The following is a 15,325-nucleotide window of genomic DNA, read 5'->3' as shown; positions in this document are numbered from 1 at the left end:
GGGGGGGGGGGGCGCGCCCCCCCCCCCCCCCCCCACCCCCGAAGAAACGCGTGCCGTACGTGGTTCGGGCGGGTCAGGAGCCGATCTTCTTGCCCTTCGTGTGCCAGACGACGGCCACCGAGGGGCGGGGCTGGGAGTCGCCGCCGTCAGGCCAGTGGCTGGCGGGGGCGTCGGGGGTGGCGTCGTCGCTCTCGCCGGGGTGCTGGACGGCGACGAAGACGCTGAGCTGGTCGGGGGCGATCAGCGGGCCGCAGGTCTCGGCGCCGACGGGGACGGTGAGGAACTGGCGGACGTAGCCGCGCTCCTTGCCGGAGACGGGGACGACGAACAGGCCGTCGTTCTTCTCCAGCGCGTTGCCGTCGGTGGAGATCCACAGGTTGCCGGCCGCGTCGAAGGCGACGTTGTCGGGGCAGGAGATCGGGGAGACCTTGGACTTGTCGAACCCGGCGAAGTAGGTCGAGGCGTCCTTGGGGTCGCCGCAGACGAGCGGCAGCGCCCAGGCGAAGGTCGTGGCCGCGGCGTCGTCGCGCCGTTCGACGATCTCCAGGATGTGACCGTGCTTGTTGGCGGGGCGCGGGTTGGCCTCGTCGACCTGGGCCGGGGTCCGGTTGGAGTTGTTGGTGAGGGCGACGTAGATCGCGCCGTTGACGGGGTTGCGCTCGACGTCCTCGGGGCGGTCCATCTTGGTGGCGCCCACCTTGTCGGCGGCCAGCCGGGTGTAGATGAGGACCTCGGCGGCGCTCATCCCTTCCACGTGCGACTTGTCGCCGCTGACCAGCGGGATCCACTCGCCCTTGCCGTCGAACTCGCCGTCCGCCGGCAGCTTGCCCGACCCGTCGATCTCGGACTTCGGGCTGTCGCCGGTGAACTTGGCGACGTAAAGGGTGCCCTCGTCGAGCAGGGTGCGGTTGTGCCGGTCGTGCCCCCGGATGAACCGGTCCTTGGACACGAACTTGTAGATGTACTCGAAGCGGGAGTCGTCGCCCATGTAGGCCACGACCCGGCCGTCCTTGGACAGCGAGGTGGTGGCGGCCTCGTGGGCGAACCGGCCGAGCGCGGTGCGCTTGATCGGCGTCGAGTCCGGGTCGAGGGGGTCGATCTCCACGATCCACCCGAAGCGGTTGACCTCGTTGTGGTGCTTGGCGAGGTCGAAGCGCTCCTCGATGCGGTCGAAGCGCCGGTTGCCGCTCGGGATCGCCTGGGTGGTGCTCACGCCGTACCTGGTCAGGGCCGGCTTCTGGGCGGCGGGGACACCGTTGCCGCCCACGAAGTACTGGTTGAAGTTCTCCTCGGCGGTCAGCACGGTGCCCCACGGGGTCGTGCCGCCCGCGCAGTTGTTGAGCATCCCGAAGACCTTTTCGCCCGACGCGTCATCGGGCGTCTTCAGCAGGTCGTGGCCGGCGGCGGGGCCGGAGAAGCGCATCTCGGTCGTCGCCGTGACCCGCCGGTTGTACCTCCGCCGGCCGCTCGTGACCAGCTTCCACTCCCCGGTACGGCCGGCCCGGTCGATCTCGACGACCGATCCGCCGTGGGCCGCCAGCGCGATCTTGATCTGCTCCTCGGTCGCCGCCGTGCCGTCCGTGTAGCCCCTGAACATCAGGACCTCGTCGGTGTACTCGTGGTTCACCCACAGCAGCCCGCGATCCCGGCCGAGCGGGAAGAACGTCACGAAGTCGCAGTTGTAGCCGAACTGCTTCTCCTGCGCCTCGGCCGTCTGGGCGTCGAAGTCGAACTCCGGCGCCCCCGGCAGCACCGGGTCGCCCCACCGCACCACCACCGACGACTCGTACCCCTCGGGCACCGTCAGCTTGTCCTCCGTGTTCGGCGCGACAGCCGTGAAACGCAGGTTGCCCCTGCTGCCGTGCCCTTCAACCCCGGCCTCCGCGGCGGCGGGGGCGGCTGCCGCCACCACGCCGGCCGCTCCCGTGCCCACCACGAGGGCGCCCAGCGCGCCTGCCCGGAGGACCCCGCGACGCGACACGGCCTCGGCGACCACGTCACCGAAGTAGCGGTTCTCGCTGGTGTTGGGAATGTCGTGCGCGCAGGCGTTGCCGCATCGGAATTGGCAGGTAAGCGAGCTACGACCGCCCTTGTGCGGGTCCGTCAGCAGCGGAAGCAGCCTACCCGGCGAGAGATTCGCCACTGATCCTCCAAGTTTCTCCATTGTCGTACCGCCGGGACGCTACGGCTACCGCCCGAACCGCAGGTGAACGATGTTTGCCCAGACGATGAACCATTGCCGCTCACCGGCGCGCGGGAGGGACACGGCATCATTGGCAACGTGCCACCGCTCAAGCCTGTGCCCGACAAGGTCCGCGCCGCGCTCGACGCGCAACTGTCCGCGCTCGGCGAACCGCCCTACGACGGCCCCGACCAGGGATTGCTCGCCGCGTGCGTACCCGTGGTGCTCCGCGCCTACGAGCGGGGGCTCCGGCCCGAACGGGAAGCGGCCCGCTACGCCGTACGGCACATGCTGGATCGGCTGGCCGCCGCGGCGCCCGGCCGTACGGTGGAGGTGCGGGTGCCTCCGTATGCGGCGGTGCAGTGCGTCGCGGGGCCCCGGCACACCCGCGGCACCCCGCCCAACGTCGTCGAGACCGACGGGCACACCTGGCTGGAACTGGCGACCGGCACGCTGACCTGGGCCGACGCGATGGCTCGCGGCAGTGTCAGCGCGAGCGGAGCCCGCGCCGACCTGTCCGCGCACCTGCCCGTGACCTGAGCCCGGTCACTGCCCGGTGCCCACCCCCAGTTTGTCCTCGACGCAGCGCTGCGCGAGTTCCTGGGTGGGGAGGTTCATGCAGTCGCTGAAGTTGGTGTAGAACCAGGCGATCGCGATCGTCGCCAGGATAAGCGCGAGGGCGCTGAGGATGATCCCGGCCCAGGCCCGGCCCTTGTTCGCGTTCTTGACCACCGCGATGATGCCGAGGATGATCCCGACGATCGCGGTGAGGATGCCCAGCCCGCAGAGGAAGAGCAGGAAGAGGCTGACGATCCCGAGCACCAGCGAGGCCGTGCCCAGCCCGCCGCCCTGCTTGGGCGCCCCGTAGCCGCCGGGCTGCCCGCCGTAGCCCTGCGGCGGGTAGGGCGGCTGCCCCCCACCGCCGTACGGCCCCGGCCCCGCGTAACCACCCGGCTCCTGCGACGGGTAACCGCCTTGCCCCGCACCGGGCTCCTGCGGCGGGTAACCACCCTGACCGGCGCCCGGCTCCTGCGGCGGGTAACCGCCCTGGCCCAGCTCCTGCGGCGGATAACCGCCCTGGTAGCCACCCGGCTCCTGCGACATGCGACCACCTTGATCCGCATCCGGCGGCGGGTGACCGCCTCGGTCTCCGTAGCCGCCCTCGGGTGGGCCCTGGCCCGCGAACGCCTCACCGCCGCCTGAGTACCCTGGCCACTCACCTGGGGCGCCCTCGGGCGGCGCGTGCGGACGCCCTCCCGCGGGACCGCCGCCCTCCTCGCCCGGCCTGCCTCGCCTCTCCACCGGCATGGGCGTCCCGCGGTACGGCTCGCCGGGCTGTGCGGTGGGCGGGTCGTAGCGGGAGGGGCGGGTGCTGCCGGCCGGCTCCTGATCACCCGGTTCCGCGGCGCTCTCCCAGCCCGGGTAGGGCGGCGTCGCCCCCGGCATCGGGAACGCCTGGGTGTCGCCCACTCCGGGCTCGTCGTCGCCGGCGGGCGGCTTGCCGCGGACCTGCTGGGGCTCCGGAACCTCGGGAGCGACCGGCTGGTCGGGATACGGAGGAATGCCGGGCTCGTCCCCCTGCGTGGCTCCCGGATCGGATCGACCCATCCACCCCTCGCCCGAACCCGGCTCGGCCCCCCGGGCAGGCCGTTCGGCGCCCTCGGACTCCCAGGCAGGCCGTTCGGCGCCCTCCGGCGACTCCCGGCCGGGCTCGGGCTCCCACCGGGACGCCCGCGGGGGCGGCTCGTCGGAGCCGGCCCAGGAGGGCTCCCCCGGCGGCTGGTCGACCTCGGGCCACGGCGGGCCCGCCGGCGTCCCCCAGGCGTCCTCCTGGGGGGCCTGGGGGGGCTCGGGAGCCTCGCTCGGCACCGCCCGTTCTGCGCCCGTCCGTTCCGTATCGGTCTGTTCTGTGCCCGTCTCGTCTGCGCCCGCCTGGTCTGAGCCCGTCTGGTCGACGTCGTCGCGGTCGGGGCGGCGCTCACGCGGATCGTGTGGCCGGTTCGGGTCCCCTGGTGTGGTCACGTCTGCTCTCCTCCCGACCTGATGAACGGCATGCCGGACACTCCACCATCGCGCGACCCCCACCAGATGGCGAGGGCTGACACGGCAAAACACCGGCGATCGTTCGGTAACGCTGCCCAAAGGAGCGTGACGCTCACCCGCCCCCCCGGCTTGCATCGCGTACGGCCAACTGATTAGCTGGCTAACGTTAGTCGGCTAATCATAGGAGCGGGCACCGTGGACACTGGATTGACGAACAAGGTCGTGCTGGTCACCGGCGGATCGTCGGGCATCGGGGCCGCCACGGCGGTGGCCTACGGGGCGGCGGGCGCCCGGGTCGCGCTCACCTACCGCTCCGGCCCCGACCGGGCACGGCAGGTGGCCGAGCGCGTCGAGCAGGCCGGCGGCGAGGCGCTCGCCGTACCTCTCGATCTGGAACGGCACGAGACCATCGAACCGGCGGTCGCCGCGGTGACCGAGCGGTGGGGAGACGTGGACGTGCTGATCGGCAACGCGGTGCGGTGGGGCACCATCATGCCGAACAGCATCCCGTTCGAGGAGGTGCCCGCCGAGGAGTGGACGGCCGGCCTGCACGCCAACGTCGTGGGCAACGCGCTGCTGGTCAAGGCGGTGCTCCCGGGCATGCGCGCGAACGGGTTCGGGCGGATCGTGCTGATCTCCTCGGGAGTGGCCGAGGAGGGAGTGCCGGGCCCCGGCGTGTACGGCACGGCGAAGATGGCCCTGCACGGCATGGCCCGCGCGCTCGCCTGGGACGCGGGCAGGGACGGGATCCTGGTCAACGTCGTGGCGGCCGGGCTCACCCTGACCGAGCGGGAACGGCCGGTCAGCCAGGAGATGCTCGACTCGGTCGCGGCGCGCACGCCCACCCGCAGGCTCTCCACCGCCGAGGACACCGCCGGCCTGATCCTCTACCTGGGATCGGGGGCCAACCGGAACCTGACGGGCGAGATCGTCAGGGACGGGTCGAACGCCGCCCGATCGGCTCACCTGTGACCCAGGGTGCAAGCAGGGAACCGCTCGACTTAGACTGAAGCACGTGCTTAAAGGCGACGGCCGGTTGGGCCATGACCTTGACCCCCATGACCGCGCACCGAAGGACGCATGTGGCGTCTTCGGTGTGTGGGCTTCAGGGGAGGAAGTTTCCAAACTCACCTATTACGGGCTGTACGCGTTGCAGCACCGTGGCCAGGAGTCCGCGGGCATCGCGGTCAGCGACGGTAACCGCATCCTGGTCTACAAGGACATGGGCCTGGTCTCTCAGGTCTTCGACGAGTCGGTGCTGGGCACCCTGCGCGGGCACCTCGCCGTCGGCCACTGCCGTTACTCCACCACGGGCTCCAGTGTCTGGGAGAACGCCCAGCCCACGCTGAGTTCCACCGAGATGGGCGGGCTGGCGCTCGCCCACAACGGCAACCTCATCAACACCCGTCAGCTGGCCCAGCGCCTCAAGCCCGGCACCACCCGGGCCACCACCGACACCGACGTGCTGACCACGCTGCTCGCCCAGGACCCCAGCCAGTCCATCGAGGACACGGCGGCCGAGCTGCTTCCCCAGGTCAGGGGCGCCTACTCGCTGGTATTCATGGACGAGAAGACGCTCTACGCCGCCCGTGACCCGCAGGGCGTCCGCCCGCTGGTCCTGGGGCGCCTGGAGCGCGGGTGGGTCGTCGCCTCGGAGACCGCGGCGCTCGACATCGTCGGCGCGTCGTACGTCCGCGAGATCGAGCCCGGCGAGATGCTGACGATCGACGAGCGCGGCGTGCGCTCGCGCAGGTTCGCCCTGGCCGAGCCGAAGGGCTGCCTCTTCGAGTACGTCTACCTGGCCAGGCCGGACACCACGATCGCCGGCCGTGGCGTGCAGGCCACCCGGGTCGAGGTGGGCCGCCGGCTGGCCCGCGAGCACCCGGTCGAGGCCGACCTGGTCATCCCGACGCCCGAGTCCGGCACTCCCGCCGCGATCGGTTACGCCGAGGCCAGCGGGATCCCCTACGGTCAAGGTCTGGTAAAGAATTCCTACGTCGGCCGCACCTTCATCCAGCCGTCGCAGACGATCCGGCAGCTCGGCATCCGGCTGAAGCTCAACCCGCTGCGCGAGGTGATCGAGGGCAAGCGGCTGGTGGTCGTCGACGACTCCATCGTGCGCGGCAACACCCAGCGGGCGATCGTGAAGATGCTCCGCGAGGCCGGCGCCCGCGAGGTGCACGTGCGGATCTCCTCCCCGCCCGTGGCCTGGCCCTGCTTCTACGGCATCGACTTCGCCACCAGGGCCGAGCTGATCGCCGGTTCGCTGGAGGTGGACGAGATCCGCGACTCCCTCGGCGCCGACTCGCTCGGCTACATCTCGCTGGAGGAGCTGACCGCGGCCACCACGATCCCGGCCGAGCGACTGTGCCGGGCCTGCTTCACCGGCTCGTACCCGATCCCGATCGATCAGGACAGCGTCGGCAAATACCTCCTGGAGGAAGTCGTATGACCAGCTACGCCGCCGCGGGCGTGGACATCCAGGCAGGCGACCGCGCCGTCGAGCTGATGAAATCGCGGGTCGCCCGGGCGCGGCGGCCCGAGGTGATCGACGACGCCAGCGGTTTCGCGGGGCTGTTCGACGCCTCCGCGCTGCACGGCTACCGCAGGCCGCTGCTCGCCAGCTCCACCGACGGCGTCGGCACCAAGGTGATGATCGCCCAGGCCATGGGCAGGTACGACACGATCGGCATCGACCTGGTCGGCATGGTCGTCGACGACCTGGTCGTCTGCGGCGCCGAGCCGCTGTTCATGACCGACTACATCGCCTGCGGCAAGGTCGTGCCCGAGCGGATCGCCGACATCGTGGGCGGTGTCGCCGAGGGCTGCCGCCTGGCGGGCTGCGCGCTGGTCGGCGGCGAGACGGCCGAGCACCCGGGCGCCATGGGCGCCGACGAGTTCGACCTGGCCGGCGCGGGCACCGGTGTGGTGGAGGCCGACGCGCTGCTCGGCCCCGGCCGGGTTCAGCAGGGCGACGTGGTGATCGCGCTGGCCTCCTCCGGGGTCCACTCCAACGGTTACTCCCTGGTCAGGCATGTGATGAAGGCCGCCGGGCTGTCGCTGTCGCAGGAGGTTCCCGAGCTGGGCCGTACGCTCGGCGAGGAGTTGCTGGAGCCGACGCGGATCTACTCCCTCGACTGCCTGGCGCTGGCACGTTCCGAGGTGGTGCACGCCTTCGCGCACGTCACCGGCGGCGGGCTCACCGCCAACCTGGCCCGGTCGTTGCCGCCCGGCCTCGACGCGGTGCTCGACCGGTCCTCGTGGACCACACCCGCGGTGTTCGAGTTGCTCGCCGCGCGCGGCGGGGTGTCGCAGCAGGACATGGACCAGACGTTCAACCTCGGCGTGGGCATGTGCGCGATCGTGCCCGCGAGCGGAGTCGATCCCGCCCTCGCGATCCTGCGCGAGCGCGCGGTGCCTTCGTGGGTGCTCGGCGAGGTCGTGCCCGGCACCGGCCAGGCGCGCTATCGCTGAATTCCGCGAAACCGGGCCCGCACGGAGAAGACACCCGGTGGCTGTCGCCGCCCGGGTGTCTTGCTCTGCTCAACAAAAGAAGTGACTAACCTCGTCGAGACGGGCCGTCTTCGCGGTCCTCGTCATCGACATAGTCGTCGGCGTAATCGGCATACCGATCGGCCAGCTCATCGTTCTCATCGTTTGAGTCATGAGCGTCGTCGTCGTTGTGGTTGGAGTCGTTGTGGTTGACTCCGAGCTCCTCGCGAAGACGATCAAGATCGGTGCCGCCACTGTTGTACTTCAGCTGGCGGGCAACCTTCACCTGCTTGGCCTTGGCTCGGCCGCGCCCCATCGGCTCGACCCCCTCATGCGGGGTCGCACCCGACCCCTCGTCGCTAACGCACCACGCACTGACGCCACCTGACTTACGGCGTCAGCTCCTCGTTCGCCTATTACCGTACCTGTTTTGCGCCCGGCTCGGTACGCCGTATGGGCGTGGGGCGTCAGCGGCCCAACCAAATGGCCCGAATCCGCCCGACTTCCGACATTCTGCGCTCCGCTAGCCTATCCGCTGCGACGGCGGGAGGTACCCCTTCCTCTGACGCGATCCCGAAAATCTTGAGGGTCGTGTCGAAGATCTGGGACGCCTTCGCGCGGGCCCGATCCATGTTGAAACCGCCGATCTCGTCGGCGACCTGGATCACACCGCCGGAGTTGACGACGTAGTCGGGCGCGTAGAGGATCCCGCGGTCGGCGAGCAGTTTCTCCACTCCCGGATGGGCGAGCTGGTTGTTGGCTCCGCCGCAGACGATGGTCGCGCGCAGCCTGGCCACGGTGTCGTCGTCGAGCGCGCCGCCGAGCGCGCAGGGGGCGTAGACGTCCAGCTCGGCCGCGGTGAGTTCGGCCTGGTCAGCCGCCACTTCCACGCGCGGGTGGCGCTGCCGTACGCGCTGCACGGCCTGGTCGTCGACGTCGCAGACGATCACCTCGGCGCCGTCCTCGACGAGGAGGTCGACCAGGCGGTGGCCGACCTTGCCCACCCCCTCCACGCCGATTCTGCGACCGCGCAGGGTGGGCGTGTCGTAGGAGTGCGCGGCGGCGGCCCGCATGCCCTGGAACACGCCGTAGGCAGTGAGGATGGAGGAGTCTCCCGCGCCGCCGTTGGCCGGGGTGCGGCCCGTCACGTACTCGCTCTCGCGGGCGATGACGTCCATGTCCTCGCTGTAGGTGCCGACGTCGCAGGCGGTGAGATAGCGCCCGCCGAGCGACTGCACGAAGCGGCCGTAGGCGCGCAGCAGCGCCTCGCTCTTGTCCTTGGCCGGGTCGCCGATGATGACGGCCTTGCCGCCTCCCAGGTCGAGTCCCGCCAGGGCGTTCTTGTAGGCCATCGCCCGTGAGAGATTGAGCACATCGGCCAGCGCGGCCTGTTCGCTTTCGTATGGGTAGAACCTGGTGCCCCCGAGGCTGGGGCCGAGCGCGGTGCTGTAGATCGCGATGATGGCGCGCAGGCCGCTGCGCTCGTCGGCGCAGAAGACGACTTGCTCGTGCGCGGCCTGGCTGGTCGTAGGGCTGGCGTCCTTGTGGGACAGCCCGAAGACGTCGGTCACTGTGGTGACTCCCGGTCCGGTCCGCCGCGACGATGCGGCAGAGATCACACTCAGCGTATCCACAAGCAGAGGAGTGAGACCGGACAACAAGGGGTGCTTCATGACACGATGCCATCGTGCTGCCCTATGCCGCGTACCTTCGCGTCTACGAGCCGCTGAGCGCGTTCGCCGAACCAGACCGCCGTGTCTGGGTCACCTATGCCGAATCGCGCGAGCGGCCGCGCCGGGCCGGTGCGCTGCGCGCGGAGCACGGCGAGTCGGTCCGACGCCTGCTGAGCGTGCCTCCGCTGCCCGCCCCCGCCCAGGAGAGTCCCAACGCCTACCTGCGGCGGGTCGAGGATGTGCTCTATGTGTGCCCGTGGCAGAGCCGGCTGCGTTCTTGGCTGGCCTTCTCCCGCTTCCGCGGCAGCACGCCGGCCAAGATGATGGACCGGTTCGTGCCCAAGGCGATCGTGGAGCAGACCGCGGACGACTTCGACCGGTTCAAGCAGAAGGGCGGCTCCGCCGCGCTGCGGACCTACATCCTCACCACCACCTGGCACGTTCCCACGGCCTGGCTGGTGCCGTTCGACGGCGCGGAGCGCTGGCTGGTGCTCGACCAGCAGGCCCCCCAGCCGGAGCCCGCCCAGCCGGGCCAGGAGGCCGGCTCGACCACCACCGCTCCGACCCGTAACCTGCTCTACGTCACCTCGATGGCGCAGGCGCGCAGGCGGGTGGCCCGTGCACTGTCGGTGATCCGCCGGCACGTGGGCGAGGTCGCCACGACCACAGAGGTCGAGGAGGTGGGCAGGTGGCTGGAGGAGTTCCACCCGCACTCGCTCGTCGAGCTCGACTACGGCGGCCTGGTTCATCTGATGGACGACGAGACCCTGCAGTCCGATCAGTCCGTGGCCGAGCTGGGAGCCGCTCTGACGGGTTTAGACACAGGCCAGGAAGAGCTTGCCTTCGCCATGTACCAACGGGTGATCCTGCGGTGGAAGTCGATCCAACTCCTGGAATCTGCCAACTGAGCCCCAAATCATCCGTCTGACCTGCATCTGTTGGTCAGGGGGAACCCACCCACGCTTCTGCGAACTGAGTAGTTTGCCGTTTTCACTGCGATACCACGAAACGTGTCGCTAGAATCACCGAGCGTGACATCACCACGTGGACATGGAGTTGGGCCCCAGAAAGGCTCGCCAATCGCTCTACGTGGCTGTATGGTCACATCGGGTGATGCCGCTTATGGCCCAGAAAAGCCGCACGCGAAGGGTCATACGGGGACCATCCGTGACAAGCGCAATAGCAGTCGCAGGATCGCTCGCCGGTCCACACGGAGGAGAGGCCGCACAAATGTCAGCTCGTACACCCGAGGCCGAGCCACTGCTCACGCCAGCAGAGGTCGCGACCATGTTCCGCGTCGACCCCAAGACCGTTACCCGGTGGGCCAAGGCGGGCAAGTTGACGTCCATCCGGACCCTCGGCGGTCACCGGCGCTACCGGGAGACCGAGGTTCGGGCGCTGCTCGCGGGGATTCCGCAGCAGCGCTCCGAGTAGGGCGGGGACCGTCACCAGTCGTAGGGGGGATCAGCGACGCGCTCGCGTCATCGATGTGAGCGCGCTCGCCACTCACTGTGACCTTCAGGGGTCACCAGTGGCCACGGCGCCGGCCGCCCGGCGCCGCCCCCTCCCCTTCACGGGCGTGTGAAGCCCGTCAGCACCACCACGACCTCCTCGTCGTGGTCGGCCGCGACCCTGAGCAGGGCGAGCATCTGCGCGACGAGCACCCGCTCCAGCACCGCCCTTTCGAGGTCCCGGTGCTCAAGCCAGTCCAGGCCGGCCGTCTCGACCGACGCGATCCACGAGCGCAGCGTGACCCGTAGCACGGGCCCCGGATCGGTCACCCGCATCTGCCTGGAGATCAGCCGGAACAACCGCTGCCTGACCCCGTCGACGATCTCGCCGACCTCGCCGCTGCGGTTGGCCGGCCCGCCCCTCAACAGGGCGGCGAACCCCGCCGCGTGCTCCTCGACGAAGTCGAAGTAGCGGCTCAGACCGGCGGCCAGTTCATCGACGGGACGCCCGCCGCCATGCGGGAGCAGGCGCTCCTCCAACTCGGTGGCAGCGCTCCGCAACGACGCCACGTAGAGCTCCTGCTTGCCGCCGAAATAGTGGTAGACGAGCGCCCGTGACGCTCCCGCCGCCGAAGCGACGTCGTCGATCGACACCTCCTCGGCGTCGTGCCGGCTGAACAGCTCCAGCGCGGCGGCCATGAGCTCCTCGCGGCGGCGATCCACGCTGAGTCTTCGCCTGACCGGCCGCGCCAGCGACTTTCCCCGCTCGGCGGCTCCGGATGTCGCACCCACACCCAGACACTAGCGGAGAGGGCACGGACGGCGGCCTGGGGAAGATCGCGAAACCTCCGCTCACCGCCTGCCAAAACGGCAGTTACCCGTACCCTGTGCCGAACTCGATCGTTTGGTGTGGCAGGTGCCCATCCACGCTCCGCGGGGAGACACATGTCAGGACCGCCCGTCAATACCACCGCCACCCGAACCCGGGTTCTCGCGGCCGCCGTCGTATCCGACGGCTTCGGCCCGCGCCCCCGGCCCACCATCCGCAACGTGGCCGAGCGAGCCGGCGTCTCCAAATCGCTGGTCTCCCTGGTGCTACGCGGATCTCCGCACGTCAGCGAGCATCGAAGGCAAGCCGTACTCGAAGCCGCGAGGGAACTCGGCTACCGGCCCAACGCGGTGGCCAGAAGTCTCGTCGAGGGCCGTACCCATCTGGTCGGCGCGCTCGTGGCCGACCTGCACAATCCGTTCTACTCCGAGTTCCTCGACGGCCTGCAGGAGAGTCTGCACGGCGACGGGCTGCGTCTGCTGATCGGCAACAGCCAGTGGGAGCGCGCCTTCGAGGACGAGGCCGTGGAGGCGTTCCTCGAACTTCGGGTGGACGGACTGGTCCTGCTGGGCATCCCGCCGGTCAGCGAGACGCTCAGCGAGGCGACGGCCTATACCCCGACGGTCGTGGTCGGCGAACGCGACTTCGAACTGGACGGCGTGGACATCGTGGTCGACGACGACCAACTCGGCGCCCGGCTCGCCGTGGACCACCTCGTGCAACTCGGCCACCGGAGCATCGCGCACATCGAGGGGGCGCGGTCGTCGGCCGCCAGGTTCCGCTGCGAGGGCTACCTGGTGGCGATGCGCAGGCACGCGCTGGCGCCGTACATCATGGTCGAGCACGGCGACTTCAGCGAGGAGGGCGGCCGACGCGCGGCTCGTAACCTGCTGACGCGCGACCCCCGGCCGACGGCCGTCTTCGCCGCCAGCGACATGGTCGCCCTCGGCGTGCTGACCGCCGCCAGCGAGCTGGGCCTGCGGGTCCCCGAGGACCTCTCCGTGGTCGGCTACGACAACACGCACCTGTCGGCCATCCACCACATCTCGCTGACCAGCGTGGACCAGCCGCGGCGCGCGATGGGCAGATCCGCGGCCGCGCTGCTCAGCGACCGGATCGCCGACCCCGGCAAGGTCACGCGTCTCCGCCAGGTCACCCCCACACTCGTCGTACGGCGAAGCACGGGTCCGGCCCCGGAGCGGCCCGACGGATGAAAGGAAGGCCCAAGTCTGGGTCAATCTCCGAAGTGGCACCGAACGACTGGTGTTGACTCGGGCCGTGACGCCGACCCCCGCCGGGTCGCCCGACCGGTTTCCCGAGACCGGACGACTCGCCTGTCACGGGGCAGCGAGTGGGGCTCTGGTGTGCCCGCCGGGTGAGTGGTCGGTGTCTTACCGGGAGTAAGACATGCGTGATCCGGAACTGGTCTCCTGTGCCCAGCGCGCCGCGGCGGAGCTCGAACGAGCGTGGGCACAATGGCGTGCCACCCGCGGCCGAGCGGGCGATGGCGGCGCCGAGTCCGTGGCCAGCTACGTGGCCCACTCCATCGACCATCCCTGGGGACGGCCGCGCGTGGTGCTCGGCCTGGACGCCGAGGACGCCAGAGAGCTCGCCGCCCTGCTGCAGAGGCTAGAGGTCGGCGAACGCGTCCCCAGATAACGGCTCGGCCACACACCGAGGGCACGTAAGTTGGGTGGCTGATAGCTTTTGGGTGTAGGGGGATGAAAGTGATCAGTCGAGCACGTGTCACCACAGTCGCCGCCCTGTGCGGGCTGACCACAGCCTGCGGCGGGGCCGTCGCCAATGGTTCCGGCTCCCTGCCCGCACCTTCGGCCACCGCCGCCGCCACCGCCGCCGCGGAACCGATGGCCACTCCCCCCTCCTCCGGAGGGGTGAGCGCCAAACCGCTGGCCGGCAAGACCGTGGTCATCGACCCAGGTCACAACGGGGGCAACTACAAGAACCCCAAGGTCATCAACCGCCAGGTGAACGTGCTCACCAAGTGGAAGCCGTGCGACACCACCGGCACCTCCACCAACAACGGTTACAGCGAGGCCGCCTTCAACTGGGACGTCTCCCAGCGCCTCGTCAAGATCCTCAAGGACCGCGGCGCCACGGTGAAGCTCACCCGGCCCAACAACACCGGTGTCGGCCCGTGCATCACCCAGCGGGCCGCGATCGGCAACAAGGCGAAGGCGGACGCGGCGATCTCGGTGCACGCCGACGGATCCGCCGCGGGCAACCACGGTTTCCACGTCATCATGCCGAAGAAGATCGACGGGCCGGTCGATCCGGTGGTGGGCGACTCGCGCAAGCTCGGCATCGCGGTCCGCGACGCGCTCAAGTCCGGCGGGCAGCCGTACTCCACCTATATCGGTGCCAAGGGCCTCGACTTCCGCAACGACCTCGGCGGGCTCAACCTCTCGACCGTGCCCAAGATCTTCGTCGAGTTCGGGAACATGCGGAACGCGAAGGAGGCGGCCGCCTTCCAGACCGCGAAGTTCCGCCAGAAGATGGCCACCTCCCTGGCCGACGGCCTGCAGAAATACCTAAACTGATGGTTTGCCCGCCGTACGGCCGATGATCTCCTGGACGGACGTGGCGCCGTGGCGGCGGAGCCGGCGGGCGAGTTGGCGGTGGATGCGGGCCGCCCACAGCGGCCCGCCGTAGATCATGCCGGTGTAGCCCTGGACCAGGGTGGCTCCGGCGAGCAGGCGTTCCCAGACGTCGTCGACGTCTTCCACGCCGCCGACGGAGACCAGGGTGAGACGGTCGCCGACGCGGGCTCGCAGTCTGCGCAGGACCTGGAGGGAGCGGGCCTTGAGCGGGCGGCCGGAGAGCCCGCCGGTCTCGGCGCTGCTGACACCCTCGCGACTGATCGTGGTGTTGGTGGCGATGATGCCGTCCAGGCCCAGCTCCAGGGCGAGGTCGGCGACCGCGTCGATGTCCTGGTCCGCGAGGTCCGGGGCGATCTTCACCAACAGCGGCGTACGGCGGGGCGTGCCGTCGGCCACCTGCTTGACCGACTCCAGCAACGGCCGCAGCAGATCGACGGCCTGGAGGGCACGCAGGCCGGGGGTGTTCGGCGAGCTGACGTTCACCACGAGGTAGTCGGCGAGCGGGGCCAGCTCCTTGGCGCTGGTCACGTAGTCGTCGACGGCCTCGGACTCGGGGACCACCTTGGTCTTGCCGATGTTGACGCCCACCACCACCGGGAGGCCGCGCGGTCTGCGGAGCCTGCGCGCGGCGGCCTGTGCCCCGGCGTTGTTGAAGCCCATCCGGTTGATCACGGCATGCTCCTTGACCAGCCGGAACAGCCGTGGTCGGGCGTTGCCGGGCTGGGGGTGCGCGGTGATCGTGCCGACCTCGACGTGGCCGAAGCCGAAGGCGGCCATCGCCTCGACGCATCCCGCGTCCTTGTCGAAGCCGGCGGCCAGGCCGAGGGGACCGGGGAAGTGCACACCGAACGCCTGGACGCGGAGCGCCGGGTCGCGGGGGGCCAGCCTGCCGTACAGCAGGCGTTTGACCAGCGGGAGGACCGAGAGCAGCCGTAGCGCCCTGACCGTCAGATGGTGCACGGCCTCGGCGTCGTACCGCGTCAGGATCTGCGTGAACACGAGTCGATACATCAACGGTGAAGCTTACCGTGACCAGG

General features: G+C 70.1%; 15 protein-coding genes. 9 read left to right on the top strand and 6 right to left on the bottom strand.

Annotated features, from left to right (window positions below; all coding sequences use genetic code 11):
• Positions 1 to 73: 73 nt before the first annotated feature.
• Positions 74 to 2,164 (bottom strand): PhoX family protein, encoded by a 2,091-nt coding sequence (locus tag MBA17_RS31505; RefSeq protein WP_274386216.1) that lies wholly within the window; start codon positions 2,162 to 2,164, stop codon positions 74 to 76.
• A gap of 117 nt (positions 2,165 to 2,281) precedes the next feature.
• On the opposite strand from MBA17_RS31505, the gene MBA17_RS31500 reads away from it, so the two are divergent.
• Positions 2,282 to 2,722, top strand: a complete 441-nt coding sequence (locus MBA17_RS31500) for a sterol carrier family protein (protein ID WP_238500372.1) — start codon at positions 2,282 to 2,284, stop codon at positions 2,720 to 2,722.
• A gap of 6 nt (positions 2,723 to 2,728) precedes the next feature.
• On the opposite strand, the gene MBA17_RS31495 is transcribed toward MBA17_RS31500, so the two are convergent.
• A complete protein-coding gene (locus tag MBA17_RS31495; RefSeq protein WP_238500371.1) occupies positions 2,729 to 4,204 on the bottom strand; it encodes a DUF4190 domain-containing protein in 1,476 nt (491 codons plus the stop codon).
• Between the two features lie 216 nt (positions 4,205 to 4,420).
• Here MBA17_RS31495 and MBA17_RS31490 point away from each other — a divergent pair, with 216 nt between their 5' ends.
• From MBA17_RS31490 to purM, 3 genes are read left to right on the top strand one after another with little or no spacing between them, the layout of a single operon-like run.
• Positions 4,421 to 5,197, top strand: a complete 777-nt coding sequence (locus MBA17_RS31490; RefSeq protein WP_238500370.1) for an SDR family NAD(P)-dependent oxidoreductase — start codon at positions 4,421 to 4,423, stop codon at positions 5,195 to 5,197.
• A gap of 43 nt (positions 5,198 to 5,240) precedes the next feature.
• Entirely contained in the window at positions 5,241 to 6,677 is a 1,437-nt protein-coding gene (gene purF, locus MBA17_RS31485) for an amidophosphoribosyltransferase (protein ID WP_238500369.1), read from the top strand.
• Entirely contained in the window at positions 6,674 to 7,699 is a 1,026-nt protein-coding gene (gene purM / locus MBA17_RS31480; protein WP_238500368.1) for a phosphoribosylformylglycinamidine cyclo-ligase, read from the top strand. Before purF ends, purM begins: the two co-directional genes overlap by 4 nt.
• An 85-nt stretch (positions 7,700 to 7,784) precedes the next feature.
• Here purM and MBA17_RS31475 read toward each other — a convergent pair whose 3' ends face one another.
• Positions 7,785 to 8,033 carry a DUF3073 domain-containing protein gene (locus MBA17_RS31475; RefSeq protein ID WP_238500367.1) on the bottom strand — a complete coding sequence of 83 codons (249 nt, stop codon included), beginning with the start codon at positions 8,031 to 8,033 and terminating at the stop codon, positions 7,785 to 7,787.
• Between the two features lie 151 nt (positions 8,034 to 8,184).
• Positions 8,185 to 9,288 (bottom strand): Leu/Phe/Val dehydrogenase, encoded by a 1,104-nt coding sequence (locus MBA17_RS31470; protein ID WP_238500366.1) that lies wholly within the window; start codon positions 9,286 to 9,288, stop codon positions 8,185 to 8,187.
• 116 nt (positions 9,289 to 9,404) lie between these two features.
• Here MBA17_RS31470 and MBA17_RS31465 point away from each other — a divergent pair, with 116 nt between their 5' ends.
• Both MBA17_RS31465 and bldC read left to right on the top strand, forming a co-directional pair.
• Positions 9,405 to 10,298 carry a DUF8083 family protein gene (locus MBA17_RS31465; protein ID WP_238500365.1) on the top strand — a complete coding sequence of 298 codons (894 nt, stop codon included), beginning with the start codon at positions 9,405 to 9,407 and terminating at the stop codon, positions 10,296 to 10,298.
• A 322-nt stretch (positions 10,299 to 10,620) separates the two neighbouring features.
• On the top strand, positions 10,621 to 10,824 hold the full coding sequence (bldC, locus tag MBA17_RS31460; protein ID WP_013133571.1) for a developmental transcriptional regulator BldC: 204 nt from the start codon (positions 10,621 to 10,623) through the stop codon (positions 10,822 to 10,824).
• A gap of 137 nt (positions 10,825 to 10,961) precedes the next feature.
• Here bldC and MBA17_RS31455 read toward each other — a convergent pair whose 3' ends face one another.
• On the bottom strand, positions 10,962 to 11,633 hold the full coding sequence (locus MBA17_RS31455; RefSeq protein WP_238500364.1) for a TetR/AcrR family transcriptional regulator: 672 nt from the start codon (positions 11,631 to 11,633) through the stop codon (positions 10,962 to 10,964).
• 153 nt (positions 11,634 to 11,786) lie between these two features.
• Between MBA17_RS31455 and MBA17_RS31450 the strand changes: the two genes are divergently transcribed.
• From MBA17_RS31450 to MBA17_RS31440, 3 genes are all read left to right on the top strand, one after another.
• Positions 11,787 to 12,884, top strand: coding sequence for a LacI family DNA-binding transcriptional regulator (locus MBA17_RS31450; protein WP_238500363.1), 1,098 nt, complete (start codon positions 11,787 to 11,789; stop codon positions 12,882 to 12,884).
• Between the two features lie 193 nt (positions 12,885 to 13,077).
• Entirely contained in the window at positions 13,078 to 13,329 is a 252-nt protein-coding gene (locus MBA17_RS31445) for a hypothetical protein (protein ID WP_238500362.1), read from the top strand.
• A gap of 62 nt (positions 13,330 to 13,391) precedes the next feature.
• Positions 13,392 to 14,228: an N-acetylmuramoyl-L-alanine amidase gene (locus tag MBA17_RS31440; RefSeq protein ID WP_238500361.1), complete on the top strand. Its 837-nt coding sequence runs from the start codon at positions 13,392 to 13,394 to the stop codon at positions 14,226 to 14,228.
• On the opposite strand, the gene MBA17_RS31435 is transcribed toward MBA17_RS31440, so the two are convergent.
• Entirely contained in the window at positions 14,220 to 15,299 is a 1,080-nt protein-coding gene (locus tag MBA17_RS31435) for a quinone-dependent dihydroorotate dehydrogenase (RefSeq protein WP_238500417.1), read from the bottom strand. The genes MBA17_RS31440 and MBA17_RS31435 overlap by 9 nt on opposite strands.
• Positions 15,300 to 15,325 lie beyond the last annotated feature (26 nt).

This window comes from Dolomitihabitans soli, assembly GCF_022213955.1.
GTDB classification, from domain to species: domain Bacteria; phylum Actinomycetota; class Actinomycetes; order Streptosporangiales; family Streptosporangiaceae; genus Streptosporangium_A; species Streptosporangium_A soli.
The sequence above is the reverse complement of the archived record's forward strand: the minus strand, read 5'-3'. Positions and strand labels throughout refer to the sequence as shown.